Below are 24,939 nucleotides of genomic sequence, written 5' to 3'. Positions count from 1 at the left end.
ACATGATGAATTTCGTAGTCAAGACGCTCGCCAACGCGGGCGCCCTGGGAGTCGCCATCTGGCTGCTCCAGGACATCACCCTGACCGGTGAGAGCACCGGCAAGAAGGCCCTGACCCTCATTCTCGTCGCCCTGGTCTTCGGGCTCGTGAACTTCTTGGTCAAGCCGGTCGTCAAGCTGCTTACGCTGCCCCTCTTCATCCTGACGCTCGGCCTGATCACCCTCGTGGTCAACGCCCTGATGCTGCTCCTCACCTCCTGGCTCGCCGAGCAGTTCGACCTCAGCTTCCACGTCGAGGGCTTCTGGACCGCGGTCCTGGGCGGCCTGATCATCTCCGTCGTCTCGTGGGCGCTGAACGTCGTGCTTCCGGACGGCGACTGAGTGGGCGCCACGAGCGGGGACTCCGTGACCGACAAGGAGTACGGCGACGGCACCCGCGCCGTGCGGGCCGGGCTTCCCGACCCCGTGAAGTACGAGCCGACGCTGCCGGGGCCGGTCTTCGCCGCGCACTTCCATCTGCCGGGCGAGCCGACGGGCCCGTACACCTACGGCCGCGACGAGAACCCCACCTGGACCCATCTGGAGCGGGCCATCGGCGAGCTGGAGGCGCCGGGGGAGCAGGGCGTCGAGACGCTGGTCTTCGCCTCGGGCATGGCCGCGATCTCCGCCGTCCTCCTCTCCCAGCTGAAGGCGGGCGACGCGGTGGTGCTGCCCACCGACGGCTACCAGGCCCTGCCCCTGCTGCACGAGCAGCTGCGGGCGTACGGCATCGAGGTCCGCACCGCGCCGACCGGCGGCGACGGCCAGCTCGCCGTGCTCGACGGGGCCCGTCTCCTCTGGATCGAGACCCCGTCCAACCCCGGGCTCGACGTCTGCGACATCCGCCGCCTGGTGCGCGAGGCGCACGCCGCGGGGGCGCTCGTGGCCGTCGACAACACACTCGCCACCCCGCTCGGCCAACGACCCCTCGCCCTGGGCGCGGACTTCTCGGTCGCCAGCGACACCAAGGGCATGACCGGGCACGGCGACATCCTGCTCGGCCACGTCAGCTGCCGCGGCCCCGAGCGGGCGGCGGAGGTGCGGCGCTGGCGCAAGGTCGTCGGGGCCATTCCCGGTCCCATGGAGGCCTGGCTCGCCCACCGTTCGCTCGCCACGCTCCACCTGCGGATCGACCGCCAGTGCTCCACCGCCCTCACCCTCGCCCGGGCGCTCGCCGAGCGCGCGGACGTGACCGGGCTGCGGTACCCGGGGCTGCCCGGCGACCCCTCCCACACGGTCGCCGCCCGGCAGATGCGGCGCTTCGGATCCGTGGTCTCCTTCGAGCTCGCGGACCGCAAGCGGGCCGATCGCTTCCTCGAAGAGCTGCGGCTCGTGGACGACGCCACCAGCTTCGGCGGCGTGCGCTCCACGGCGGAACGGCGCGGGCGGTGGGGCGGGGACGCGGTCGCGGAGGGCTTCATCCGGTTCTCGGTCGGCGCCGAGGACCCGGAGGACCTGATCGCCGACGTGCTGCGGGCCCTCGACGAGGCCGGAGCCGCCGGCTGAGACCGGCGCCACCGGCCGCGGATACGCGGAACGGGGCGCTCCGAGCCTCCCCCCTCGTGGCTCGGAACGCCCTCGGTCCACGCGCGGAGACCGCCTGAGCAAGGCTAGTTGACCGAGCGTCAGTGTCCAATCACGGTAGCGACAGAGACCTATCGACTTATTTATAGTTGGACGTTCCTGAGGCGCAGTCAGCCGACCGCCGAAGTCGAACGGCCGCACGGCCGGGAGGGGACGGACATGGACCTGGCCCTGCTGCGCACGTTCGTCACGGTGCACCGGGCCGGCTCCTTCACCCGCGCGGCCGCGCTCCTCGGCCTCTCCCAGCCGGCCGTCACCAGCCAGATCCGCACCCTCGAACGGCAGCTCGGCCGCCCGCTCTTCCTCCGGCGGGCCCGCGGAGTCACCCCGACGACCATCGGCGACGAACTCGCGCACCGCGCCGCCCCGCATCTCGACGCCCTCGTCGAGATCGCCGAGACGGGCCTCGACGAGGAGAGCGGCGTCCGTACCCTCCACGTCGCGGGGCTGCCGGAGTTCACCGCGTTCCGCGTCCTGCCCGCCCTCACACCCCTCGTCGGCCAGGGGCTCGCCGTACGGGCGTCGTTCCTCGGGAACACGGAGGAGATCCTCGACGGCCTCGCCGCGGGCCACCACGACCTGGCCGTCGCCACCGCCCGCCCCCGGGGCGGACTGCTCGTCTCCACCCCGCTCTGCGACGAGGAGTACGTCCTGGTCGCGGCGCCGCGCTGGGCGGCCCGGCTCTCCCCCGAGGCGCTCCTCCACCGGGGCGCGGTGGTCCTCGAGCAGCTTCCCGTGGTCGAGGTGCACGAGTCGCTGCCGTTCGTCGCCCGCTACTGGGCGAGCGTCTTCGAGTCCGAGCCGGCGGTCGCCGCCACCGTGATCGCCCCCGACCTGCGCGCGGTGCGGGACTCCGCCGCCTCCGGCGCCGGGCTCGCCGTCCTGCCCCGCTACCTCTGCGAGGAGGCGCTGGAGCAGGGCCGGCTCGTGGCGCTGCTCGACCCGCCGGTCCCCCCACTGCGGACCTACTTCCTCGTCGTGCGTACGGGGACGCTCGCGCTGTCGCCGATCGCCCGGGCTCACGAGGAGCTGCTGCGGGCCGCGGCGGACTGGTGAGTTTCAGGACACCGCGTACGGGCCATTTTCTTCCCATGAACGAACGGCCCGTGATCAAACGCACCGCACGCGCCATCCTGCTCGACGGGGACGACCTCATCCTCATCAAGCGCACCAAGCCGGGGATGGATCCCTACTGGGTCACGCCCGGTGGCGGCGTGGAACCCTCCGACACCACCGTCGTCGAAGCCCTCCACCGCGAGGTGCACGAGGAGCTCGGCGCGAAGGTCACCGACGTGGTGCCCTGCTTCGTCGACACCGTCGAGCACATCGTCGACGGCGGGGTCTCCGGGGTGAAGGTCCAGCACTTCTTCGTGTGCCGGCTCGACTCCATGGACCCCTCGCTGCGCCACGGCCCCGAGGTGGAGGAACCGGCCGGCGAGTACGAGATCGTCCGGGTGCCCTTCAGCCGGGTCGGCATCGCCGCCGTGCACCTCGTCCCGCTCTCGCTGCGCCACTACCTCGACGGCAACATCGAGGGCGTCCGCGCGATGCACGCCCCCGACCTCGGCTGATCGGAAGCCTTCGCCGGGGCGAGCTCGGCGAGGAAGTCATGGCGGATGCGCTCCGCGGGAATCCCGGCTCCCCGGAGCGCGTCCACCCCGCGACGGACCATGCCGAGCGGACCGGAGAGATAGGCGTCGCGCTCGCTCCAGGGCCCGTAACGGCAAACGGCTTCCGGGAGCCGCCCCTGCTCCTCCGTGACCGGGTGGACGGAGAGCCAGGGGAAGGTCTTCTGGAGCCGCATCATCGTGTCGATGTCGTAGAGGTCGTGACCGCTGCGCGCCCCGTAGAAGACGTCGACCGGCCGCCGGTCCCCGTGCTCTGCCACGTCCTCCACCAGGGCCTTGATCGGCGCGATCCCGGTGCCGCCACCCACGCAGAGCAGGCTGGTGTCGGTGGCGTGGTCGACCGTCATGGAGCCGGCGGGCGGCCCCAGGCGCAGCACGTCCCCGGGGCGTGCCCGGTGGACCAGGGCGTTGGACACCCAGCCGGCCGGGACCGCCTTGACGTGGAGGGAGAGCAGCCCGTCGGGGCGGGGGGCCGAGGCGAAGGAGTAGTGGCGCCAGATCCGCGGCCACCACGGGGTCTCCAGCGTCGTGTACTGCCCCGCGAGGAAGGGATACGGCTGGTCGGGCCGGAGCGTGACGACGGCGATGTCCGGAGTCCGCAGCTCGTGGGAGACCACTTCGGCCTGCCACCAGGCGGGCGCCGACCGCTCGTCCTCCGCCGCCGCGTCGATCATGGTCTGGGAGATCGTGGTGTACGTACGGACCCAGGCCGCCTCGGTCTCCTCGTCCCAGCTCGTCGTCGCGTACCGGGCGAGCGCCCCGATGAGCGCCTCGCCCACGGCCGGGTAGTGGGCGGAGTGGGTGCCGTACTTGCGGTGCCCTCGGCCGAGGTTCTCCACGTACGCGGTGAGCGTCGGGGCGTCGTCCAGGTGCTCCGCCGCGGTGAGGAGGGCCTTCAGGAGCCGGTCCCGCTGGGTGTCCATGGCCACGGGGAACATCTCGCGCAGCCCGGGGTTCCGGATGAAGAGCAGGGCGTAGAAGTACGAGGTCACCCGGTCGGCGACCGGGGCGATCTCCGCGAGGGTGCGGCGTACGAGCACCGCGTCGGCGGAAGGTTCGCCGGATGTGCCGGCGGAGGGCTCGCCGGATATTCGGGGCTCGTCCGTGTCCTCCGCTGTCGTCGTGGTGGTCGGAGCATCCATCATGTGCCTCGCCTCGCGCTGGACGGCTTCCGTGGTCGCAGCATGCGCTACCCCCCGACGCTTCAGACGGAAACAGCCGTTCTCGGGCCGAAGAGCAAGGTTTCTGGCTAGGCTGCGCTGTTCTGGACCAGCGCGTAGGCCTCTCGCAGATCGCCGCCCACGTAGCTGTGACGGGAGAGCCCGGCGAGATGGTGGTCCGCGTTCACGGCCACGGTCTCCGGCACGATCGCGAAGAGTTCCGCGTCGGACATCGAGTCCCCGTAGGCGACGCAGTCGACCGGGTCCACCCCGAACTGCACGCAGAGCCGCCCCGCGATCCGTACCTTCGCCCTCGCGTCGAGGATGCTGGGCCGGTGGATCGGCTCGGTGAAGGGGACGGCCGGCCAGCGCGAACCGTGCGCCGCGTCGGCACCCCAGTCGAGCAGCCGCTCGACGAAGAAGTCGGGGGAGAGGGAGATCACCGCACAGCGGTCGCCCCGCTCCCGGATGTCGGCCCAGACCTCACGGATGCCCGCCAGCCACGGCGCCCCTTCGAAAGCAGCCGCGACCTGGGCCTCGGTGAGCGCGGACCACAGCGCGTGGGCCCGGACGGCGAACTCGTCCGGAGTGAGCCCTCGCTGTAGGAAGCTCTCCTCCAGAGCAGCGATCTCGTCGCTGAGCCCCAGTTGCCGGGAGATCTCCACGGCTGCCGCCGAACCCCGGATCAGGGTGCCGTCGAGGTCGAAGAGGTGCAGTCGCTGCCGAGGGGGTTTCACGTGAAACATCGTCCTCAAGCCGCCGGGCGGATGCAACGCACGCTCCCTCGCGTATCGGCCAGATCCACTAAAGCGGTGGACGGAAGATCTCCGAGTCGGACAGCCTGAAAACATGCCGATCTCCACCTCCGCCCTCGCACAGCTCCCCATCCGGCGCCTCACCTCGGTCGACCTCCTCGCCTGCGCCGACCTCGCCGAGAACCGGGGCTGGCACCGCGAGGAACACAAATGGGGACTGCTGCTCACCGCCGGCACCGGCTACGGCATCGACGACCCCTCCGGAACCGGGCTGATCGCCTGCTCGGTGGTCACGCCGTACGGACCGGAGCTCGCCGCCATCGGCATGGTCCTCGTCGCCGAGCGGTACGCCCGCCGAGGAGTGGGACGTCGACTCATGGAACACGTCGTCGCGGAAGCCGGGGACACGCCGCTGACGCTCCACGCCACGGTGAACGGCCAGCCCTTGTACGAACAGCTGGGCTTCACCGAGACCAGCCGGGCGGAGATGGTGCTCGGGCGTTTCACCTTCACCACACCCGCCCCGGCCGTACCAGTGCGCCCGGCGACAGCGGAGGACCTCCAGGCGATCCTGCGTCTGGACCACGAGATCTTCGGCCTCGACCGCACCCACGTCATCACGCGGCTCCCCGCGTTCGCGGACCACCTCCGAGTCGCGGAGGAGAACGGCGAGATCACCGGCTTCGCGGCGGCCTGGCCCAACATGGACACCCATGTCGTCGGTCCGCTGATCGCCCGGGACCCCGCGACGGCCCAGGCCCTGATCGCCTCCCTGGCAGCCGCCACCGACCGCCCGCTGCGCACGGACATCGACGTACGCCACACGGCCCTGCTGAGCTGGGTCAAGGAGAACGGCTTCGACGCGATCGCCTCCAACGCGGTGATGGTCCGCTCTCTCCCCGACCTCCCCGGCGACTGGCGCCGCCGCTTCGCCCCCCTCACCGTCGCGGCCGGATAGCCCCCCCACATGCCCTGGAGAGCCGGCCCGGTCTGAGCGTGCGGAAGTACTCGCTCCTCGCGCCACGGAACCCTCAAACGGATCCGTAGCCGGTCCGGCGTACGCTGCGAGCCATGAGCGATCTTGAGATACGTCCCGCCGCAGCGGCAGACCTCGAAGCCGTCGTCGCGATGCTCGCGGACGACCCCCTGGGCGCCCAGCGTGAATCCCCGGACGACCTCCGCCCGTACCTCACCGCCTTCGAGCGTCTGGCGAACGACCCCCACCAGCACCTCGTCGTGGCCGTCCGCGCGGAGAAGGTCGTCGGCACCCTCCAGCTGACGGTCATCCCGGGGCTCTCCCGCCGGGGCTCCACCCGCTCGATCATCGAGGGCGTCCGCATCCACGCCGATGAGCGCGGCAGCGGCCTGGGGACCCAGCTCATCGAGTGGGCCGTCGAGGAGTCCGAGCGCCAGGGCTGTCAGCTCGTCCAGCTGACCTCCGACGCCACCCGCACCGACGCCCACCGCTTCTACGAGCGCCTCGGCTTCGAGGCCTCCCACGTGGGCTTCAAGAAGAGCCTCTGAGACGGGCAGCAAGGCGGCGGCGCGCCAGGACACAGGTCCGGGCGCGCCGTTTCACGTGAAACATCGCGGAACGGCTCAGAGACCGCGCCACCCGGCCTCGTCGACTCCGCCCGGCACGACGTCCGCCGGCGCGTACGGCTCCCGCGTGAAGACGAACGAGCCCAGGTCGAGATGGCTCACGCTGCCGTCGGCGCGCCGGACCGCCCGGAGCGTCTCCCCCGCGTAGTAGCCGTTCAGCCCGACCCAGCCGCCCTCCGGCAGCGCCCGGAAGCGGGCCCGCCGCCCGGCTCCCCGTAGGGGCCCGAGTACCACTCCCCGCTCGGCGCCGAGCCGGAGCCCGTAGGCGTACGTGCCCCAGTACCAGGGCCCCGTCAGGGCGAGGAGTTCCTCGTCGACCTCGGCCTCCGGAAGCGGGCGCCAAGGCTCCGGGAACCGCGGCTCCGCCTCGGCCACGATCCGGACGAGATCAGCGGCCACGACCGCCGTCGACGGCCCTGACGTCGCATTGGCGAGGGCGATCGCCGCAAGCCCGTCCTCCACGCTCACCCACAGGGCGGCGACGAAGCCGGGCAGGGAACCGGTGTGACCGATCAGGGTCCGGCCGTCCGTGCGGAGCAGCTGGAGACCGAGCCCGTAACCGCCCTCCCAGTCCCCCTCGCCGGCCGGGGCGGCCGGCACCCTCATCTCCTCCACGGAAGCCGGGGCGAGCACCCGCTCGTCACCCGCCGCGAGGAACGCGGCGAACCGGGCGAGGTCCGCCGCCGTCGACCAGAGCACCCCCGCCGGCGCCATCAGCCCCAGCGACTCGGACGGCTCCGGCAGCATCACATCGGCCCAGGGATGCACCGTCCAGCCACCCGCGTGCGGCGCGACCGGATCGACGGTCGTACGGCCCATCCCCAGGGGCTCCAGAATTTCGCGCCGCAGGGCCTCCTCCCAGGTCATCCCCCGCACGGCCTCGATCAGCGAACCGAGCAGCGTGTAGCCGGGGTTGGAGTAGTGGTGCCGTCGCCCCGGCGTCCCGAGGAACGGCTGCTCCCCCAGGACGTCGGAGAGCTCCGGCCGGAGCGCGGAGGAGGAACGCTCCCACCACGGCCCCGGGGTCTCGGCCGCGAGCCCACCGCTGTGCCCGAGGAGTTGAGCGATCGTCACCTCACCGACGCCCGTGTCCTTGAGGTGCCGCTCCAGCGGATCGTCAAGGCCGAGAAGCCCCTCGTCGCGCAATCGCATCACGAGTACCGCGGTGAACACCTTGGTGAGCGAGCCGATCCTGAACTGCGTGTCGGCATCCGGGGCGTGCCCGTCCACACAACTGCGTGAGCCGCTCCAGACCAGCGCTCCGTCGCGCACCACGGCCCCCACGAAGGACGGCGCCCGCCCCTCGGACTGGGCGACGGCGACGCGGTGCAGCAGGGCCCGCTCGGTACCAGGCAACAAGGCTTCGAAAGATGAGGACATGAGGGCCATCCAACGCGATGGCCCCGCAGAACGCTCCCCGGTTTGTCCGCGGTCGGCCCCGCGCCGTCACCGCGCCGTTCCGCCGACGGTGAAGTCCGGCCCGACCGGGCTCGCCCCTCACTACATTCGGTCTCATGACGACGGTCACCACACGCACGGTCGAGTACCCCGCCGACGGCCTCACGATGATCGGCCACCTCGCGCTCCCCGCCGGAACCGACCGCCGGCCCGCGGTCCTGCTCGGGCCCGAGGGCCCGGGCCTGAACGACGTCCAGCGCCGCCGGGCCGACGCCCTCGCCGAACTGGGTTACGTGGCACTGGCCTTCGACATCAACGGCGGCCGCTGGTTCACCGACCCCCAGGAGATGCTGGCGCACGTCACCCCGCTGCTCGCCGCCCCGGACCGGATGCGGGGGATCGGCCATGCGGCACTCGACGTCCTGCGCTCCGAACCACGCACCGACCCGGGCCGGATCGCCGCCATCGGCTACGGCACCGGGGGCGCCATCGCACTGGAACTCGGGCGCGACGGCGTCGACCTGCGCGCGATCGGCACGGTCAACGGCCTGACCACGGGCCGCCCGGGCGAAGCCGCCCACATCCGTTGCCCCGTGTGGGCCGGGGTCGGATCGCAGGATCCGATCATGCCCACCGAGCAACGGGACGCCTTCACCGCCGAGATGCAGGCCGCAGGCGTCGACTGGCGCCTCGTGGTCTACGGCGGAGCCCTGCACGCCTTCCACCACCCACCGGTCGACCAGACCGTCCTCCCCGGCGTCGGCTACCACCCCCGACACGCCCAACGAGCCTGGCAGGACATCGTCGCCCTACTCGCCGAATGCCTGCCCCTGCAGGAGTGAGCTGGAGCCGTCATGTTTGGGCCATGTCCACGAAACGGGAGTAGTGGCCCTGGAAGGCCACGGTGATGGTGGCCGTCGGGCCGTTACGGTGCTTGCCCACGATGATGTCCGCCTCGCCCGCGCGGGGCGACTCCTTCTCGTAGGCGTCCTCGCGGTGAAGCAGGATCACCATGTCGGCGTCCTGCTCGATCGAGCCGGATTCACGCAGGTCGGAGACCATCGGCTTCTTGTCGGTGCGCTGCTCGGGGCCACGGTTCAGCTGGGAGAGCGCGATCACGGGCAGCTCCAGCTCCTTGGCGAGGAGCTTCAGGTTTCGCGACATGTCGGAGACCTCCTGCTGCCGGCTCTCCTGCCGCTTCGAGCCGCCGGACTGCATGAGCTGCAGATAGTCGATGATCACGAGCTTGAGGCCGTTGCGCTGCTTGAGCCGGCGGCACTTCGCCCTGATCTCCATCATCGACAGGTTCGGGGAGTCGTCGATGTAGAGCGGGGCCTGCGAGACGTCCGGCATCCGGCGGGCGAGGCGGGTCCAGTCCTCGTCGGTCATCGTGCCGGAGCGCATGTGGTGCAGCGCGACCCGGGCCTCGGCCGAGAGCAGACGCATCGCGATCTCGTTGCGGCCCATCTCGAGCGAGAAGATGACGCTGGGCAGGTTGTGCTTGATGGACGCGGCCCGGGCGAAGTCGAGGGCGAGGGTCGACTTACCCATGGCGGGACGGGCCGCGATGATGATCATCTGGCCGGGGTGGAGGCCGTTGGTGAGCGAGTCGAGGTCGGTGAAGCCGGTCGGGACACCGGTCATCTCGCCGCTGCGGGAGCCGATCGCCTCAATCTCGTCGAGCGCCCCCTCCATGATGTCGCCGAGCGGCAGATAGTCCTCGGTGGTGCGCTGCTCGGTGACCGCGTAGATCTCGGCCTGGGCCGAGTTCACGATCTCGTCGACGTCTCCGTCGGCCGCGTAGCCCATCTGCGTGATCTTGGTGCCGGCCTCCACGAGGCGACGCAGGACGGCCCGCTCGTGGACGATCTCCGCGTAGTACGAGGCGTTGGCCGCGGTCGGTACGGACTGGACGAGGGTGTGCAGGTAGGAGGCGCCGCCGACACGGGTGATCTCGCCGCGCTTGGTGAGCTCCGCGCCGACCGTGATGGGGTCGGCCGGCTCGCCCTTGGCGTAGAGGTCGAGAATCGCGGCGTAGACCGTCTCGTGGGCGGGCTTGTAGAAGTCGTTGCCCTTGATGATCTCCACGACGTCCGCGATGGCGTCCTTGGAGAGCAGCATGCCGCCGAGGACGGACTGCTCGGCGTCGAGGTCCTGCGGGGGGACCCGCTCGAAGCCGGAGAGCCCCCCGTCCCAGGGACCGTCCCCGCCCCGCTCGTGCTGGTCGTCGCGGCCTCTGCCGCGGCCACGCCCTTCGCCGCGGGGACGGGCGGGCAGCCGGTCGCTCGGTCCGCTGTCGGCCCAGGGGTCGTCCAAGGGCTCGGTAACGCTCACCAAGCCACCTCCTCCCGTCCGCTCCGCGGACCTCGCCATGCCACTCTTTCCTACGCCACGGCCTTCATCAAAGAGTGGCTTCGCGACCGCTTCTGGCGCGTCGGGCGCCGGTCCACGGTAGGCCCGCGAGGGGCGTCAGCCAATCTGGTTATCCACAGGCCCTGTGGGTGAAGGGCCAGATGCTGTGGAGAACTCGCCGGAACCTGTGCACGCAGCAGGGGACAGTCATGTGGACAAACTCATAGACCTCCCGGCCCTGCCCATCTGACCTGGGCTTTTCCCATCCACGGCCTGTGGGGGAGAAAAACTTTTCCCGTCGGCCCAAGATCAGAACAAACGACCCACATCCGAAGCCCCTTCCCCTCCCCAGGTAAGGACTACAGAGCCATTGCATCTCTTACCTGTGGAAGATTAGATTGATCCCATGACCCAGGCCCCCGCGACCTCCAAGGCCATCCGCCGGCAACACGACCGCGAGATCGTCTCCCTCGCCCTCCCGGCCTTCGGTGCTCTGGTCGCCGAGCCGCTCTTCCTCATGGTCGACAGCGCCGTCGTCGGCCACCTCGGCACGCCTCAACTCGCGGGTCTCGCGATCGCCGCGGCACTGCTGACCACCGCCGTCAGCGTCTTCGTCTTCCTCGCCTACGCCACGACCGCCGCCGTCGCCCGCCGTGTCGGCGCCGGAGACCTTCAGGCCGCCATCCGTCAGGGCATGGACGGCATCTGGCTCGCCCTGCTCCTCGGCGCCGCCGTCGTCGCGCTGACCCTGCCCACCGCACCGTGGCTCGTCGACCTCTTCGGGGCCTCCGACACCGCGGCCCCCTACGCCGTCACCTACCTCCGCATCTCCAGCCTCGGCATTCCCGCGATGCTGGTGGTCCTGGCCGCCACCGGCGTCCTCCGCGGCCTCCAGGACACCCGTACACCGCTCTACGTGGCCATCGGCGGTTTCACGGCGAACGCCGCGCTCAACGTCGGTCTGGTCTACGGGGCCGATCTCGGCATCGCGGGCTCCGCCTGGGGCACGGTCATCGCCCAGTGCGGCATGGCCGCCGCCTACCTCGTCGTGGTCGTACGAGGCGCCCGCCGCCACGGGGCCTCCCTCCGCCCCGACGCGGCCGGCATACGTGCCTCCGCCCAGGCCGGCGTCCCACTCCTCGTCCGTACGCTCTCGCTGCGTGCGGTCCTGATGATCGCCACGGCCGTCGCGGCCCGACTCGGCGACGCGGAGGTCGCCGCCCACCAGATCATCCTGTCCCTGTGGAGCCTGATGGCCTTCGCTCTCGACGCGATCGCCATCGCGGGCCAGGCCATCATCGGCCGCTATCTCGGCGCGGACGACGCCGAGGGCGCCCGCCAGGTCTGCCGCCGCATGGTGCAGTGGGGCGTGGTCTCCGGTGTGGTGCTGGGCGCCCTGATCATCGTCGCCCGCCCCTTGTTCATCCCGCTGTTCACCAGCGACACCACGGTCCAGGACACCCTGCTTCCGGCCTTGCTCGTGGTCGCGCTCTCACAGCCGATCTCCGGAGTCGTCTTCGTCCTCGACGGCGTCCTGATGGGCGCGGGGGACGGCCCCTATCTGGCCTGGGCCATGCTGCTGACCCTCGCGGTCTTCGCCCCGGTCGCCCTCGTCATCCCGATGCTCGGGGGCGGCCTCACGGCGGTCTGGTGGGCGATGGCACTGATGATGTCGGTCCGGATGGCGACGCTCTGGCTGCGGTCCCGCTCCGGCCGCTGGATCGTCACCGGCGCGACCCGGTGATGTTTCACGTGAAACGGCGGAAGGGCCGCACCCCGAGGGGTGCGGCCCTTCCTCACTGCTGAGCGCAGACTGCCGAGGGCAGCGTTACGCGGCGACGACCTCGACGCCGAGCTTCGCGGCAACCTCGGGGTGCAGACGCACGGACACCTGGTGCGAGCCCAGGGTCTTGATCGGCGAACCGAGCTCGACGCGACGCTTGTCGACGTCGGGGCCACCCGCGGACTTGATCGCCGAGGCGATGTCGGCCGGGGTCACGGAGCCGAAGAGACGGCCGGCGTCGCCGGAGCGAACGGCCAGGCGCACCTTCGTGCCCTCGAGCTTGGCCTTGATCTCGTTGGCCTGCTCGATGGTCGCGATCTCGTGGATCTTGCGGGCGCGGCGGATCTGCGCCACGTCCTTCTCGCCACCCTTGGTCCAGCGGATCGCGAAACCACGCGGGACCAGGTAGTTGCGAGCGTAGCCGTCCTTGACGTCCACGACGTCGCCAGCGGCACCGAGGCCAGAGACCTCGTGGGTGAGGATGATCTTCATTTTTCGGTCACCCTTCCCTTATCGCGCGGTGGACGTGTAGGGCAGCAGCGCCATCTCACGGCTGTTCTTGACGGCCGTGGCGACGTCACGCTGGTGCTGCGTGCAGTTGCCGGTCACGCGGCGGGCACGGATCTTGCCGCGGTCGGAAATGAACTTCCGCAGCATGTTCGTGTCCTTGTAGTCCACGTACACGGTCTTGTCCTTGCAGAACGCGCAGACCTTCTTCTTAGGCTTGCGCACAGGCGGCTTCGCCATGGTGTTTCTCCTGTGTGATCAAGAAGTGGGATACGAGCTGCTTCGAGGGCTTGCGCCCTAGAAGGGGGGCTCGTCCGAGTAGCCGCCGCCGGAGTTTCCACCCCAGCCGCCTCCGCCGCCCTGCTGGCCGCCGGAAGAGCCGGAAGAGGAGGGACCGCCGGTCGCCCACGGGTCGGCGGCGGGAGCACCGCCACCACCCTGCTGGCCACCGCCGGAGTTCCCACCCCAGCTGTCTCCGCCGGCCTGCTGGCCGCCGCCACCGCCGCCGTAACCACCCTGGCCGCCGCGACCGGTGGTCTTGGTGACCTTGGCCGTGGCGTTCTTGAGGCTGGGGCCGACTTCCTCGACATCCAGCTCGTAGACCGTGCGCTTGACGCCCTCACGGTCCTCATAGGACCGCTGCTTCAGCCGGCCCTGCACGACGACGCGCATGCCTCGCTGAAGCGACTCGGCGACGTTCTCCGCCGCCTGACGCCAGACCGAGCAGGTGAGGAAGAGGCTTTCGCCGTCCTTCCACTCATTGGTCTGACGGTCGAAGGTGCGGGGGGTGGACGCGATACGGAACTTCGCGACCGCCGCACCGGACGGGGTGAAGCGCAGCTCGGGGTCGTCGACAAGATTGCCGACGACCGTGATGACGGTCTCGCCTGCCATGGGGGAACCTCTCGGCGGGATTGCTTCTGGCTGCTTTGCTGCTACTCGGACCCGATGACCACTGAGCTAGAAGCTCAGTGGGTCTCGGGACGGAGGACCTTGGTCCGGAGGACCGACTCGTTCAGGTTGAGCTGTCGGTCGAGCTCCTTGACGACCGCAGGCTCGGCCTGCAGGTCGATGACCGAGTAGATGCCCTCGGGCTTCTTCTTGATCTCGTAGGCCAGACGACGACGGCCCCAGGTGTCGACCTTCTCGACCTTTCCGTTGCCCTCACGGACGACAGAAAGGAAGTTCTCGATCAGCGGGGAGACAGCGCGCTCCTCGAGATCGGGGTCGAGGATGACCATCACTTCGTAGTGACGCATGTGGAACCCACCTCCTTTGGACTCAGCGGCCACGGTCGTTCCGTGGCAGGAGGGTCGTGATGCGTTAGCAACGGTATCCGCCGCCACTGACAGTCCCCCTCGCGAACGAGGGACACCGCCGGGATCCGAGACGGACCAGGGCAGACACCGGTGCAGACCGTACAGCGTACCCGGACATCGCCCTCCGGTTGAAATTCACTGGTGAGGGGACGCAATCTGTACACATCGGATGTCGGCGGCGCCACGACGCGCCGCCTTCCCGCAGGCACGCCAGGAGGTGCTCCATGGCACAGGCAATGCGACCCGACCCGGGCCACTCCCTCTTCGCAACCGACGGCAAGCCCCATCCGCTCCAGGACACCCTGGTCGGAGTGACACTGGTGCTGGGCGTCGTCGCCCTCGTCACCGCGCAGTTCCACAACCTGCATCTGCTGAGCTCCTGGGCGGGCCTGATCGGCATCCTGACCGGCGCCTACGGACAGTTCATCTCCGTGACGACCCGCGAGCGCTTCGCCCTGATCGTCGGACTCGGCGCGGCAGCCCTGGGCTTCTTCCTCGGCATGGCCCACGGCGGTCTCTTCGGAGGCGTCGTCGGCTGACCGGCGGCACGTCAGGGCACACATGCCCATCCGGGGCGCTCCCCGGTCACAGTAGGCTTCGGCGCGAGAGCCGGAGCCCCTGACCGATGGGGACACACCTGCCGAGGAGCGCCCCGCATGAGCCTGACCCTGAGGACCATCAGCCGTGAGCAGCATCTGGCATTCATCCAGAGCCAGCCCTCGGCGAGCCACTGCCAGGTCCCGGCGTGGGCTGATGTGAAGACCGAGTGGCGCTCGGAGAACCTCGGCTGGTTCGACAAGGACGGCGAGCTCGTCGGCGCCGGCCTGGTGCTCTACCGCCAGCTGCCGAAGATCAAGCGCTACCTCGCCTATCTGCCCGAGGGCCCGGTCATCAACTGGCACGCGCCCAACCTCGACGACTGGCTGCAGCCGATGCTGGCGCACCTCAAGCAGCAGGGCGCCTTCTCGGTGAAGATGGGCCCGCCGGTCGTCATCCGCCGCTGGGACTCGGCCGCCATCAAGTCCGGCATCCAGGACCCGGACGTCAAGCGTCTCAAGGACGTCCAGGCCACCCATGTCGAGCCGCGTGCCTTCGAAGTCGCGGACCGGCTGCGGAAGATGGGCTGGCAGCAGGCCGAGGACGGCGGCGCCGGCTTCGGCGACGTGCAGCCCCGCTACGTCTTCCAGGTCCCGCTCGCGAACCGCTCCCTCGACGACGTCCTCAAGGGCTTCAACCAGCTGTGGCGCCGCAACATCAAGAAGGCCGAGAAGGCCGGTGTCGAGGTCGTCCAGGGCGGCTACGAGGACCTGGCCGAGTGGCAGCGGCTGTACGAGATCACGGCCGTCCGCGACCACTTCAGGCCGCGCCCGCTCTCGTACTTCCAGCGCATGTGGACCGTCCTCAACAACGAGGACCCCAACCGCATGCGGCTCTACTTCGCCCGCCACAACGGTGTGAACCTCTCCGCGGCCACGATGCTCGTCGTCGGCGGCCACGTCTGGTACTCCTACGGCGCCTCCGACAACATCGGCCGCGAGGTCCGGCCCTCGAACGCGATGCAGTGGCGCATGCTGCGCGACGCCTACGCGATGGGCGCGACCGTCTACGACCTGCGCGGCATCTCGGACTCGCTCGACGAGACCGACCACCTCTTCGGGCTCATCCAGTTCAAGGTGGGCACCGGCGGCGAGGCCGTCGAGTACGTCGGCGAGTGGGACTTCCCGCTGAACAAGCTGCTGCACAAGGCGCTCGACATCTACATGTCCCGCCGCTGACGTTTCCGTAGTCTCGTACATACCTTTGATACACCGCTGCCATCAGAAAGGTTCCGGGCCGGCCATGGCGCTCTCCCTCTACGTCGACACCGCTCGCTGGCGCGCGCACCAGAAGACCGTCATCGACCAGTTCCCCGGTGTCATCCCTGTCTGCAAGGGCAACGGGTACGGCTTCGGGCACGAGCGCCTCGCCGACGAGGCGGCCCGCTTCGGTGCCGACATGCTCGCCGTGGGCACCACCTACGAGGCCGCGAGGATCAAGGACTGGTTCAGCGGTGACCTGCTGGTCCTCACCCCCTTCCGCCGGGGTGAGGAACCGGTTCCGCTGCCCGACCGGGTCATCCGCTCCGTGTCGTCCGTGGACGGCGTCCACGCCCTGGTGGGGGCCCGCGTCGTCATCGAGTGCATGAGCTCGATGAAGCGGCACGGCGTCCGCGAGGAGGAGCTCCAGCAGCTCCACGCCGCCATCGAGGACGTCCGTCTCGAGGGCTTCGCCCTCCACCTCCCCCTGGACCGCCCGGACGGCACCGACGCCGTGGAGGAGGTCATCGGCTGGATGGACCGGCTGCGGGCCGCCCGGCTGCCGCTGCACACCATGTTCGTCAGCCACCTGCGCGCCGAGGAGCAGGCCCGGCTCCAGCAGCAGTTCCCCCAGACCCGCTTCCGCGCCCGGATCGGCACCCGGCTGTGGCTGGGTGACCACGAGGCCACGGAGTACCGGGGCGCGGTCCTCGACGTGACCCGGGTCGCCAAGGGCGACCGGTTCGGCTACCGCCAGCAGAAGGCCGCGTCGGACGGCTGGCTCGTCGTCGTCGCCGGCGGCACCTCGCACGGCGTGGGCCTGGAGGCCCCCAAGGCGATGCACGGCGTCATGCCGCGCGCCAAGGGCGTCGCGCGGGCCGGTCTCGCCACCGTCAACCGGAACCTGTCGCCCTTCGTCTGGGCCGGGAAGCAGCGCTGGTTCGCCGAACCGCCGCACATGCAGGTGTCGATCCTGTTCGTGCCCGCCGACGCCCAGGAGCCCCGGGTCGGCGACGAGCTCGTGGCACATCTGCGCCACACCACGACGCAGTTCGACCGGATCGTCGAGCGCTGAGCCGCCCGGACCCGCTCACCCCCGGGAGGCCTCCCGTCCGGGGGTACCCCACTCCACGCGCGGCCCCGCCTCCATGGCCGGCGCCGCGTGCCGGGCCGGAAGCGCCGCCCTGCCCGCCACGAAGACGTCCTCCGCGCCGTCCAGGACACCCCCCGACGGATCGTCGGCGCCGTCCTGCCGGACGGGGTCCTTCTCGGGCCTCAGGATGTCGCGTACGACCATCACGCACAGGTAGAGCGTGCCGAGCAGGTGCAGGACGGTCGCGAACTGGTAGCCGTCCACCGGCAGTCCCTGCTTGTTGCCGCTGTACGTGAACGCCAGGTACATCCAGACGCCCACGAAGTACATGACCTCGCACGCCTGCCAGACCAGGAAGTCGCGCCAGCGCGGCCGGGCGAGGGCCGCAAGCGGGACCAGCCACAGGACGTACTGCGGTGAGTAGACCTTGTTGGTCAGTACGAACGCGGCGACGATCAGGAAGGCCAGCTGGGCGAAGCGGGGCCTGCGGGGCGCCGTGAACGCCAGGTAGGCGAGGCCCGCCACCGCCGCCAGCATCAGCAGCAGCGCGTACAGGTTGGCCCGGTCCGGCGGGATCGACACGCCCGTCCGCTGACTGACCAGGAGCCAGACCGAACCGAAGTCCACGTTCCGCTGCCGGCTGAAGAGGTAGAACTGCTTCCAGCCCTCGGGGGCGAGCAGCATCACCGGCAGGTTCACCAGCAGCCACGCGCCGCCCGCGCCGAGCACGGCGGCCCCGTACTCGCGCCACTTCCCGGCCCGCCAGCAGAGCAGCAGCAGCGGGCAGAGGAGCAGGACCGGGTAGAGCTTGGACGCGGCGGCCAGGCCGAGCAGGATGCCGAAGGCCAGCGGCCGCCCGCGCGACCACATCAGGACCGCGGCGGCGGTCAGCGCGACGGCCAGCAGGTCCCAGTTGACCGTGGCGGCGAGCGCGACCGAGGGCGCCAGGGCGACGAGGAGGCCGTCCCAGGGGCGCAGGCGGTGCGTACGGGCCACACAGACCGCGAGGACGGCCGCGCAGACCATCAGCAGACCGGCGTTGGCCAGCCAGTACGCCCGCTCCTGCTGCATCGTGTCGCCGCCGCCCGGCGTCAGCCAGGCCGCGACCTCCATGAACAGACCCGTCAGGACCGGATACTCCAGGAACGGTATGTCGCCGCCCAGCCGGTCGAAGTACGGCACCAGACCGTCCGCGAAGCCCCGCCCGGAGTAGAGGTGCGGGATGTCCGAGTAGCAGGCGTGGGTGTACTGGGAGGTCGTGCCCCGGAACCAGGCCCAGTTGTAGCAGGGCAGCTTCTGCACCATGCCGAGCGCGAACATGCCGATGGCCACGAGGGCGATCACCCGCACCGGCGTCAGCTGTCCGGTACCGCTCAGCGCCCGACGGCCGTAGGGACCGCCGATCAGCTCGCTGCCCGCGGCGGCCACCTTGTCCCGGTGGGTGGGGATGACCGTCTGCGAGCGGCCCTGCGACCGTCCCTGCGGCGCACTCGTCTTCTGGAGGCTCGGCATGGGGGACATCCTGCCGTACGTCTCCGGGAAAACGGCGAGGGCCGCCGCGCCCGGCCCGTACGGAAGGTACGGAGCGGTCGCGGCGGCCCTCAGGGAGTGCCCGGGCGGGAGGGATCAGGGGATCCAGGACCCGTCCTCGGGTTTCCCGTTGTTGCCGTTGCCGTCGTCGCTCGGTGTACCGCTCGGCGTCGTCGGTGTGCCCGTGGGGGTACCCGTGTTGGTGGGCTGCCCGGTGTTGCCGCCGGGGCCACCCGGTTCCTCCGTGTTGTCGCAGTTCCAGTTCCAGACGTCACAGGTCGTCTTGCCCGGCTTGGGCGTCCTGGTGGCGGTGGGCGGGGGAGCCGTCGTCGGCGGCGTCGTCGGGGGAGTCGTCGTCGGCGTCGGCGTCGTCATGGTCGGCGACGGCGTCGTCGCGGTCGGCGTCGGCGTCGGGCTGGTGGCGCCACCACCGAAGACCGGCTCGGCGCCCTCCAGCTTCTCCGGCTTCGGGAAGCTCTTGACCGGGTAGCTCGCCGCGGCTCCGGTCATGTAGTCCTGCCAGATCCGGGACGGGAACGACGAACCGTGGATGCGCGGCTGGGCACCCGTGCCGAACATCTCCTGGAACTCGCGGTTCTTCTTCGTCTCGTCGTCGTCGAACCGGTACATGTCGATCGCCGTCGACAGCTGCGGGGTGTAGCCCACGAACCAGGCCGACTTGTTGCCGTCGGTCGTACCCGTCTTGCCGGCCACTTCACGGCCCGGGATCCGGGCCTTCCTGCCGGTGCCCTCCTCCTCGTCCACGACGCTCCGGAGGACGTCGGTGACGTTGTTGGCGACGGCCGGGGAGAAGGCGTCCTTCGGCTTCTCCTCGTGCTGCTTGATGACGACCCCCTCCCGCTTCACGGTCTCCACCGAGTAGGGGTCGTTCTGCTTGCCCTCGTTGGCGAAGGTCGCGTAGGCGCCGGCCATGCGGATGGCGCTGGGGCTGGAGACACCGAGGGAGAAGGAGGGGAACTCGCCCGGGACGAGCGAGTCGGGGCGCAGGCCCGCCTTGATGGCGGCCTCGCGGACCTTGTCGATGCCGACGTCCATACCGAGCTGCACGTACGGCGAGTTCGCCGACTTGACCATGGCCCGACGCAGGGTCATGTCCTTGTAGCTCGCGTCGTCGTCATTGGTCTGGCGCCACTCCTTGCCCTTGTCGTCGTGCCAGATCTCGCCGTTGTACTTGCGGATCGTCAGCTTGTTCTGACCGGAGTAGCGGCTCTTGTCCGGGTCCACGATCGTGCGGGTGGACCGGTCCTGGACCTCTCCGAGGTCCTTGTCCCGGACCCCGTCGGTCATGGCGGCGGCGAGTACGAAGGGCTTGAACGTCGATCCGACCTGGGCACCGGTGTTGTCGGCGTTGCTGCGGAAGTGCTTGGTCGCGTCGACGCCACCGTAGAGAGCGACGATCTTCCCGGTCGCCGTGTCGACGGAGGCACCACCGAACTGCACGTTGGTGTCCTCCTTCGGGCGCTTCTTCGGGTCGATGTACTCGTCCAGGATCTTCGTGACCGACTTCTCGAGGGCATTCACCTTCTCCTTTTCGAAGGTGGTGTAGATCTCGTAGCCGCCACGTTCCAGATCCTGCTCGGTAATACCGAACTGGGCCTTGACGTTCGCCTTGGCCGTGCTGACCAGATAGCCGATCTGACCGCTCAGGTTGGCGCTCTTCTTCGGCCCCTCGACCTTGGGGAACGCCGTGTACTTCGCACGCTCCTCGGCGGAGAGGTGCCCGTCGTTCTTCATCTCGTCGAGAATCCACGCCCACCGCTCGGTGGCACGCTTCGTGTTCTTCTCGGGCGTGGCCTCGGAGTCGATCTCGGGGTAGCCGGCGGGGTCGTAGTACGTCGCGCCCTTGAGGACCGCGGCGAGCAGCGCAGACTGGCTGGGGTTGAGCTTCTCGGCGTCCGTGTTGAAGTAGGCGCGCGCCGCCGCCTGGACACCGTAGGCTCCCCGGCCGTAGTACGCGGTGTTCAGATAGCCGGCCATGATCTCGTCCTTCTCGACCTCGCCGCCGACCTTCATGGAGATGAAGAGTTCCTTCACCTTCCGGCTGACGGTCTGCGACTGGTCGTCAAGACGGTTGTTCTTCACGTACTGCTGGGTGATCGTCGAACCGCCCTGGGTCTCGCCGCCCTTGGCCATGTTCCACACGGCTCGGCCGATACCCATGGGGTCGATTCCGGAGTCGTCCCAGAAGGTCTTGTTCTCGGCCGAGATCACCGCGTTCTGCATCGATTTCGGGATCTTCGCGAACGGGACGATCTGGCGATTCGTACCACTGCCGGTCGCGACCATGCGGGTCTTGTCGGCCCAGTAGTAGATGTTGTTCTGCGACTTCGCGGTCAGGGCCTCGTTGGGGATCTCCACCCGCGAGTACGCGAAAGCGCCCGCGCCCATCAGGCTCGCCACGAAGAAAAGGAACGTGCCCGTCACGAGCTTCCACGACGGCATCCAGCGACGCCAGCCGTACTTTCCGTAACGGGGGTAGTCGATGAACCGCTTCTTGCCGGGCGGGGGACCGCCGGAACCACGCCCCGGACCGCTGCCACGGCCGCCGCCGCCACGTCGTCCACCACCGGACCCGCCGGGACCCACGGGGCCGCCGGGGCCGGCGTCGGCCCCCTTCCGGCGGCTGCCGCGCTGGGCGGCCCTGCGGGCCTCCGCGCGACCCCCGTAGGGACGCTGCTCCTCCCCGTGGGAGGAAGCGGGACCGTACGAGGCCGAAGGGGCCCCGGTAACGACGTCATGGGCCGGGGCCGACCTGCGGCCCACCGGCTGCTGGGCAGCGCGCCGTGCCGCCGCGCGTCCGCCCGTCGGCGGCTGCTGCGGCGGCATTTTGCGACGATGCTCGCTCATCGAACGACTACTCCTCGGGCAGGCGCATACGCCTGGAAGCGGCAGTTGAGTTCCGGTCCCCCCGAAATGCGCACGGCCTGAACCCCATCGGAGGCCCCTCCGTACCGCAGCCGGTCACCCGGAGCACTGACGCCCCACGGCGATGCTCGGTTCCCGGTGTTCTGCATGCCGCACAGACTACGCACGGCCAAAACCCTCCTAGGGCCGGACTTCACCCCAAATCAGGCAAGTCGAACGCTGTGAATTGACGATGTGACGCCGGTCACGGCGGTCCCACTTGTCGGGACAGGGAGGCCGTTCTATCGTGCTGATGTATCGAGTCGATACATCAGCACGGCATAAGGGCCCCGAAGCGGAGGAGGAGGCGACGCATGAGCAGACGCTCCGGCATCCTCGAGTTCGCCGTCCTCGGACTCCTGCGTGAGGCCCCGATGCACGGGTACGAGCTGCGGAAGCGCCTCAACACCTCGCTGGGCGTCTTCCGGGCCTTCAGCTACGGAACGCTGTACCCCTGCCTCAAGACGCTGGTCACCAACGGCTGGTTGATCGAGGAACCGGGCAGCGCTCCCGAGGAGGCCCTCGCCGCTTCACTCGCGGGACGCCGAGCCAAGATCGTCTACCGGTTGACGTCCGCGGGCAAGGAGCACTTCGAGGAGCTGCTCTCCCACACCGGACCGGACGCCTGGGAGGACGAGCACTTCGCCGCCCGCTTCGCCTTCTTCGGGCAGACCGAGCGCGAGGTGCGGATGCGCGTCCTCGAAGGACGCCGCAGCCGGCTGGAGGAGCGCCTGGAGAAGATGCGCGCCTCCCTGGCCCGGACCCGCGAGCGTCTCGACGACTACACGCTTGAGCTCCAGCGCCACGGTATGGAGTCCGTGGAGCGCGAAGTGCGCTGGCTGAACGAGCTCATCGAGAGCGAGCGGGCAGGGCGGGATCAGCGATCCGGCTCCGACGCCCCCGCTCTGCACGACAACGATTCTGGAGAGACGGGCGGCCTGCCCCGGCACGGGGGCAGTACCCGGCCGGATCCGTCCGACGACACCGCCAAGTGAAACCCTGCGCACTGCAGGGCTTCCACGATCACACAGGGAGCAACCGGAATGGGTTCGGTTCGCGTAGCCATCGTCGGCGTGGGCAACTGCGCCGCCTCGCTGGTTCAGGGCGTCGAGTACTACAAGGACGCCGACCCGGCGGCCAAGGTGCCCGGCCTGATGCACGTCCAGTTCGGCGACTACCACGTCGGTGACGTCGAGTTCGTCGCCGCCTTCGACGTCGACGCGAAGAAGGTCGGCCTCGACCTCTCGGATGCCATCGGCGCCAGCGAGAACAACACCATCAAGATCTGTGACGTCCCGAGCAACGGCGTCACGGTCCAGCGCGGTCACACGCTCGACGGTCTGGGCAAGTACTACCGCGAGACCATCGAGGAGTCCGCCGAGGAGCCGGTCGACGTCGTCCAGATCCTCAAGGACCGCCAGGTCGACGTTCTCGTCTGCTACCTGCCGGTCGGCTCCGAGGCCGCCGCGAAGTTCTACGCCCAGTGCGCCATCGACGCCAAGGTCGCCTTCGTCAACGCTCTCCCGGTCTTCATCGCCGGCACCAAGGAGTGGGCGGACAAGTTCACCGAGGCGGGCGTCCCGATCGTCGGCGACGACATCAAGTCGCAGGTCGGCGCGACCATCACGCACCGCGTGATGGCGAAGCTGTTCGAGGACCGCGGTGTCCGTCTTGAGCGCACGATGCAGCTCAACGTCGGCGGCAACATGGACTTCAAGAACATGCTGGAGCGCGACCGCCTGGAGTCGAAGAAGATCTCCAAGACGCAGGCCGTCACCTCGCAGATCCCCGACCGCGAGCTGGGCGAGAAGAACGTCCACATCGGTCCGTCGGACTACGTGGCGTGGCTGGACGACCGCAAGTGGGCGTACGTCCGCCTCGAAGGCCGCGCCTTCGGTGACGTTCCGCTGAACCTGGAGTACAAGCTCGAGGTGTGGGACTCCCCGAACTCGGCGGGTGTCATCATCGACGCCCTGCGCGCCGCGAAGATCGCCAAGGACCGCGGCATCGGCGGCCCGATCCTCTCCGCGTCGTCGTACTTCATGAAGTCCCCGCCGGTGCAGTACTTCGACGACGAGGCCTTCGCCAACGTCGAGAAGTTCATCAAGGGTGAGGTCGAGCGCTAAGCTCCGCGCGCTTGTCGACAGAGGGTCCCCGAGGCGCTGCCCCGGGGGCCCTCTTCGTATGTGAGTCTTGCTGCCATGTCCGTCGTACGTGATCTGCGCGTACTCCTGCGCCTGACGAACTTCCGCCGCCTGCTCACCGTCCGGCTGCTCTCCCAGTGCGCCGACGGCGTCTACCAGGTGGCCCTGGCCACGTACGTCGTCTTCTCCCCCGAGAAACAGACCTCCCCGACGGCGATCGCCTCCGCCATGGCGGTCCTCCTGCTCCCGTACTCACTCGTCGGGCCCTTCGCCGGCGTCCTCCTTGACCGCTGGCAGCGACGCCAGGTCTTCCTGTACGGCAACCTCCTGCGCGCCCTGCTCGCCGGCGGGACCGCCGTACTCGTCGTCGCCTCCGTCCCCGACTGGCTCTTCTACGCCTCCGCGCTCTCCGTCACAGCCGTCAACCGCTTCGTCCTGGCGGGGCTCTCGGCCTCCCTCCCGCGCGTCGTCGACGCCGAGCGGCTGGTCGTGGCGAACTCGCTCTCCCCCACCGCCGGCACCCTCGCCGCGACCCTGGGCGGCGGTCTCGCGTTCGGCATCCAGCTGATCGCCTCCCAGTCCGACGCGGCCGTGGTGACCTTCGGCGCCGTCCTCTACCTCTGCGCCGCCCTCGCCTCCCTGCGGATGTCCCGGGAGCTTCTCGGCCCCGACCCGGACCTCGTACCGCAGCGCCTCACCTCGGCCCTGGTCTCGACCGCCCGGGGCCTGGCCGCCGGGTTGCGCCACCTCGCGGAACGTCGGCCCGTCGCCCGCGCTCTCGCCGCGGTGGGCCTCATGCGCTTCTGCTACGGCGCCCTGCTGGTCACCGTCCTCATGCTCTGCCGCTACGCGTGGAGCTCCACGGAGTCCGAGGGGCTCGGGCTGCTCGGTCTCGCCGTCGGCATCTCGGGCGCGGGCTTCTTCGCGGCCGCCGTCCTCTCCCCCTGGGCGGTGGGGCGGCTCGGCCCCTTCGGCTGGATGACGGTGTGCGCGGCAACGGCCGCCGTACTCGAACCGGCACTCGCCCTGACCTTCGCCCCCGTCCCCTTCCTCGTCGCGGCTTTCCTCCTCGGGCTCATCACCCAGGGGTCCAAGATCGCGACGGACACGGTGGTGCAGCTGTCCGTGGACGACGCCTACCGAGGTCGGGTCTTCGCGCTGTACGACGTGCTGTTCAACGTCGCCTTCGTGGCCGCGGCGGGCGTCGCGGCGCTGATGCTGCCGCCCGACGGCCGTTCCGCTCTGTTGGTCGTGCTGGTGGCCGTGATCTACGCGGCGATCGCGCTGGCATTGCGTCGGGAACGCACCGAGGGGTGATGTTTCAC

General features: G+C 69.8%; 24 protein-coding genes. 14 read left to right on the top strand and 10 right to left on the bottom strand.

Annotated features, from left to right (window positions below):
* The first annotated feature begins 2 nt into the window (after nucleotides 1-2).
* The 4 genes from ABT034_RS04170 (at nucleotide 3) to ABT034_RS04155 (ending at nucleotide 3,193) form a co-directional block, all read left to right on the top strand.
* Nucleotides 3-380 carry a phage holin family protein gene (locus ABT034_RS04170; RefSeq protein WP_351211025.1) on the top strand — a complete coding sequence of 126 codons (378 nt, stop codon included), beginning with the start codon at nucleotides 3-5 and terminating at the stop codon, nucleotides 378-380.
* 24 nt (nucleotides 381-404) lie between these two features.
* A complete protein-coding gene (locus ABT034_RS04165) occupies nucleotides 405-1,544 on the top strand; it encodes a cystathionine gamma-lyase (protein ID WP_351211023.1) in 1,140 nt (379 codons plus the stop codon).
* A gap of 237 nt (nucleotides 1,545-1,781) precedes the next feature.
* The gene (locus ABT034_RS04160; protein WP_351211021.1) at nucleotides 1,782-2,678 is read left to right on the top strand and encodes a LysR family transcriptional regulator; all 897 of its coding nucleotides are present in this window, start codon (nucleotides 1,782-1,784) and stop codon (nucleotides 2,676-2,678) included.
* Between the two features lie 35 nt (nucleotides 2,679-2,713).
* Nucleotides 2,714-3,193: an NUDIX domain-containing protein gene (locus tag ABT034_RS04155; RefSeq protein WP_351211019.1), complete on the top strand. Its 480-nt coding sequence runs from the start codon at nucleotides 2,714-2,716 to the stop codon at nucleotides 3,191-3,193.
* Here the strand turns inward: ABT034_RS04155 and ABT034_RS04150 are convergent.
* Both ABT034_RS04150 and ABT034_RS04145 read right to left on the bottom strand, forming a co-directional pair.
* Nucleotides 3,136-4,395, bottom strand: a complete 1,260-nt coding sequence (locus tag ABT034_RS04150) for a globin domain-containing protein (RefSeq protein WP_351211017.1) — start codon at nucleotides 4,393-4,395, stop codon at nucleotides 3,136-3,138. The genes ABT034_RS04155 and ABT034_RS04150 overlap by 58 nt on opposite strands.
* A 104-nt stretch (nucleotides 4,396-4,499) precedes the next feature.
* Nucleotides 4,500-5,156 (bottom strand): HAD family hydrolase, encoded by a 657-nt coding sequence (locus ABT034_RS04145; protein ID WP_351211015.1) that lies wholly within the window; start codon nucleotides 5,154-5,156, stop codon nucleotides 4,500-4,502.
* 103 nt (nucleotides 5,157-5,259) lie between these two features.
* Between ABT034_RS04145 and ABT034_RS04140 the strand changes: the two genes are divergently transcribed.
* Both ABT034_RS04140 and ABT034_RS04135 read left to right on the top strand, forming a co-directional pair.
* Nucleotides 5,260-6,123, top strand: coding sequence for a GNAT family N-acetyltransferase (locus tag ABT034_RS04140; RefSeq protein WP_351211013.1), 864 nt, complete (start codon nucleotides 5,260-5,262; stop codon nucleotides 6,121-6,123).
* A gap of 113 nt (nucleotides 6,124-6,236) precedes the next feature.
* On the top strand, nucleotides 6,237-6,689 hold the full coding sequence (locus ABT034_RS04135; protein ID WP_351211011.1) for a GNAT family N-acetyltransferase: 453 nt from the start codon (nucleotides 6,237-6,239) through the stop codon (nucleotides 6,687-6,689).
* A 75-nt stretch (nucleotides 6,690-6,764) separates the two neighbouring features.
* Here the strand turns inward: ABT034_RS04135 and ABT034_RS04130 are convergent, their stop codons facing one another.
* Complete coding sequence (locus ABT034_RS04130; protein WP_351211009.1) at nucleotides 6,765-8,147, bottom strand: serine hydrolase domain-containing protein; 1,383 nt, start codon at nucleotides 8,145-8,147, stop codon at nucleotides 6,765-6,767.
* 134 nt (nucleotides 8,148-8,281) lie between these two features.
* Here ABT034_RS04130 and ABT034_RS04125 point away from each other — a divergent pair, with 134 nt between their 5' ends.
* Complete coding sequence (locus ABT034_RS04125; RefSeq protein WP_351211007.1) at nucleotides 8,282-9,007, top strand: dienelactone hydrolase family protein; 726 nt, start codon at nucleotides 8,282-8,284, stop codon at nucleotides 9,005-9,007.
* 10 nt (nucleotides 9,008-9,017) lie between these two features.
* Here the strand turns inward: ABT034_RS04125 and dnaB are convergent, their stop codons facing one another.
* Entirely contained in the window at nucleotides 9,018-10,499 is a 1,482-nt protein-coding gene (gene dnaB / locus ABT034_RS04120; RefSeq protein WP_250762462.1) for a replicative DNA helicase, read from the bottom strand.
* A gap of 424 nt (nucleotides 10,500-10,923) precedes the next feature.
* Here dnaB and ABT034_RS04115 point away from each other — a divergent pair, with 424 nt between their 5' ends.
* Entirely contained in the window at nucleotides 10,924-12,261 is a 1,338-nt protein-coding gene (locus tag ABT034_RS04115; protein WP_351211004.1) for an MATE family efflux transporter, read from the top strand.
* An 84-nt stretch (nucleotides 12,262-12,345) separates the two neighbouring features.
* On the opposite strand, the gene rplI is transcribed toward ABT034_RS04115, so the two are convergent.
* The 4 genes from rplI to rpsF form a co-directional block, all read right to left on the bottom strand.
* Nucleotides 12,346-12,792: a 50S ribosomal protein L9 gene (gene rplI, locus ABT034_RS04110; RefSeq protein ID WP_073811712.1), complete on the bottom strand. Its 447-nt coding sequence runs from the start codon at nucleotides 12,790-12,792 to the stop codon at nucleotides 12,346-12,348.
* A gap of 18 nt (nucleotides 12,793-12,810) precedes the next feature.
* Nucleotides 12,811-13,047 (bottom strand): 30S ribosomal protein S18, encoded by a 237-nt coding sequence (gene rpsR, locus ABT034_RS04105; RefSeq protein ID WP_003956534.1) that lies wholly within the window; start codon nucleotides 13,045-13,047, stop codon nucleotides 12,811-12,813.
* 57 nt (nucleotides 13,048-13,104) lie between these two features.
* On the bottom strand, nucleotides 13,105-13,701 hold the full coding sequence (locus ABT034_RS04100; RefSeq protein ID WP_351211002.1) for a single-stranded DNA-binding protein: 597 nt from the start codon (nucleotides 13,699-13,701) through the stop codon (nucleotides 13,105-13,107).
* Between the two features lie 74 nt (nucleotides 13,702-13,775).
* Entirely contained in the window at nucleotides 13,776-14,066 is a 291-nt protein-coding gene (gene rpsF, locus ABT034_RS04095) for a 30S ribosomal protein S6 (RefSeq protein ID WP_015034882.1), read from the bottom strand.
* A gap of 284 nt (nucleotides 14,067-14,350) precedes the next feature.
* On the opposite strand from rpsF, the gene ABT034_RS04090 reads away from it, so the two are divergent.
* From ABT034_RS04090 to ABT034_RS04080, 3 genes are all read left to right on the top strand, one after another.
* A complete protein-coding gene (locus tag ABT034_RS04090; protein WP_351211000.1) occupies nucleotides 14,351-14,665 on the top strand; it encodes a hypothetical protein in 315 nt (104 codons plus the stop codon).
* 117 nt (nucleotides 14,666-14,782) lie between these two features.
* Nucleotides 14,783-15,901 (top strand): lipid II:glycine glycyltransferase FemX, encoded by a 1,119-nt coding sequence (locus ABT034_RS04085; protein ID WP_351210998.1) that lies wholly within the window; start codon nucleotides 14,783-14,785, stop codon nucleotides 15,899-15,901.
* A gap of 64 nt (nucleotides 15,902-15,965) precedes the next feature.
* Nucleotides 15,966-16,997 carry an alanine racemase gene (locus tag ABT034_RS04080; RefSeq protein ID WP_351210996.1) on the top strand — a complete coding sequence of 344 codons (1,032 nt, stop codon included), beginning with the start codon at nucleotides 15,966-15,968 and terminating at the stop codon, nucleotides 16,995-16,997.
* 15 nt (nucleotides 16,998-17,012) lie between these two features.
* Here the strand turns inward: ABT034_RS04080 and ABT034_RS04075 are convergent, their stop codons facing one another.
* Together ABT034_RS04075 and ABT034_RS04070 are read right to left on the bottom strand one after the other, a co-directional pair.
* Entirely contained in the window at nucleotides 17,013-18,527 is a 1,515-nt protein-coding gene (locus ABT034_RS04075) for a glycosyltransferase family 87 protein (protein WP_351210994.1), read from the bottom strand.
* A 114-nt stretch (nucleotides 18,528-18,641) separates the two neighbouring features.
* Entirely contained in the window at nucleotides 18,642-21,413 is a 2,772-nt protein-coding gene (locus tag ABT034_RS04070; RefSeq protein WP_351210992.1) for a transglycosylase domain-containing protein, read from the bottom strand.
* 371 nt (nucleotides 21,414-21,784) lie between these two features.
* On the opposite strand from ABT034_RS04070, the gene ABT034_RS04065 reads away from it, so the two are divergent.
* The 3 genes from ABT034_RS04065 (at nucleotide 21,785) to ABT034_RS04055 (ending at nucleotide 24,931) form a co-directional block, all read left to right on the top strand.
* Entirely contained in the window at nucleotides 21,785-22,465 is a 681-nt protein-coding gene (locus ABT034_RS04065; RefSeq protein ID WP_351210990.1) for a PadR family transcriptional regulator, read from the top strand.
* A gap of 48 nt (nucleotides 22,466-22,513) precedes the next feature.
* Nucleotides 22,514-23,596: an inositol-3-phosphate synthase gene (locus ABT034_RS04060; protein WP_351210988.1), complete on the top strand. Its 1,083-nt coding sequence runs from the start codon at nucleotides 22,514-22,516 to the stop codon at nucleotides 23,594-23,596.
* A gap of 75 nt (nucleotides 23,597-23,671) precedes the next feature.
* The gene (locus tag ABT034_RS04055) at nucleotides 23,672-24,931 is read left to right on the top strand and encodes an MFS transporter (protein ID WP_351210986.1); all 1,260 of its coding nucleotides are present in this window, start codon (nucleotides 23,672-23,674) and stop codon (nucleotides 24,929-24,931) included.
* Nucleotides 24,932-24,939: the final 8 nt, after the last annotated feature.

It is taken from the genome of Streptomyces sp. NPDC002773, from assembly GCF_040295605.1.
Classification (GTDB): domain Bacteria; phylum Actinomycetota; class Actinomycetes; order Streptomycetales; family Streptomycetaceae; genus Streptomyces.
The sequence above is the reverse complement of the archived record's forward strand: the minus strand, read 5'-3'. Positions and strand labels throughout refer to the sequence as shown.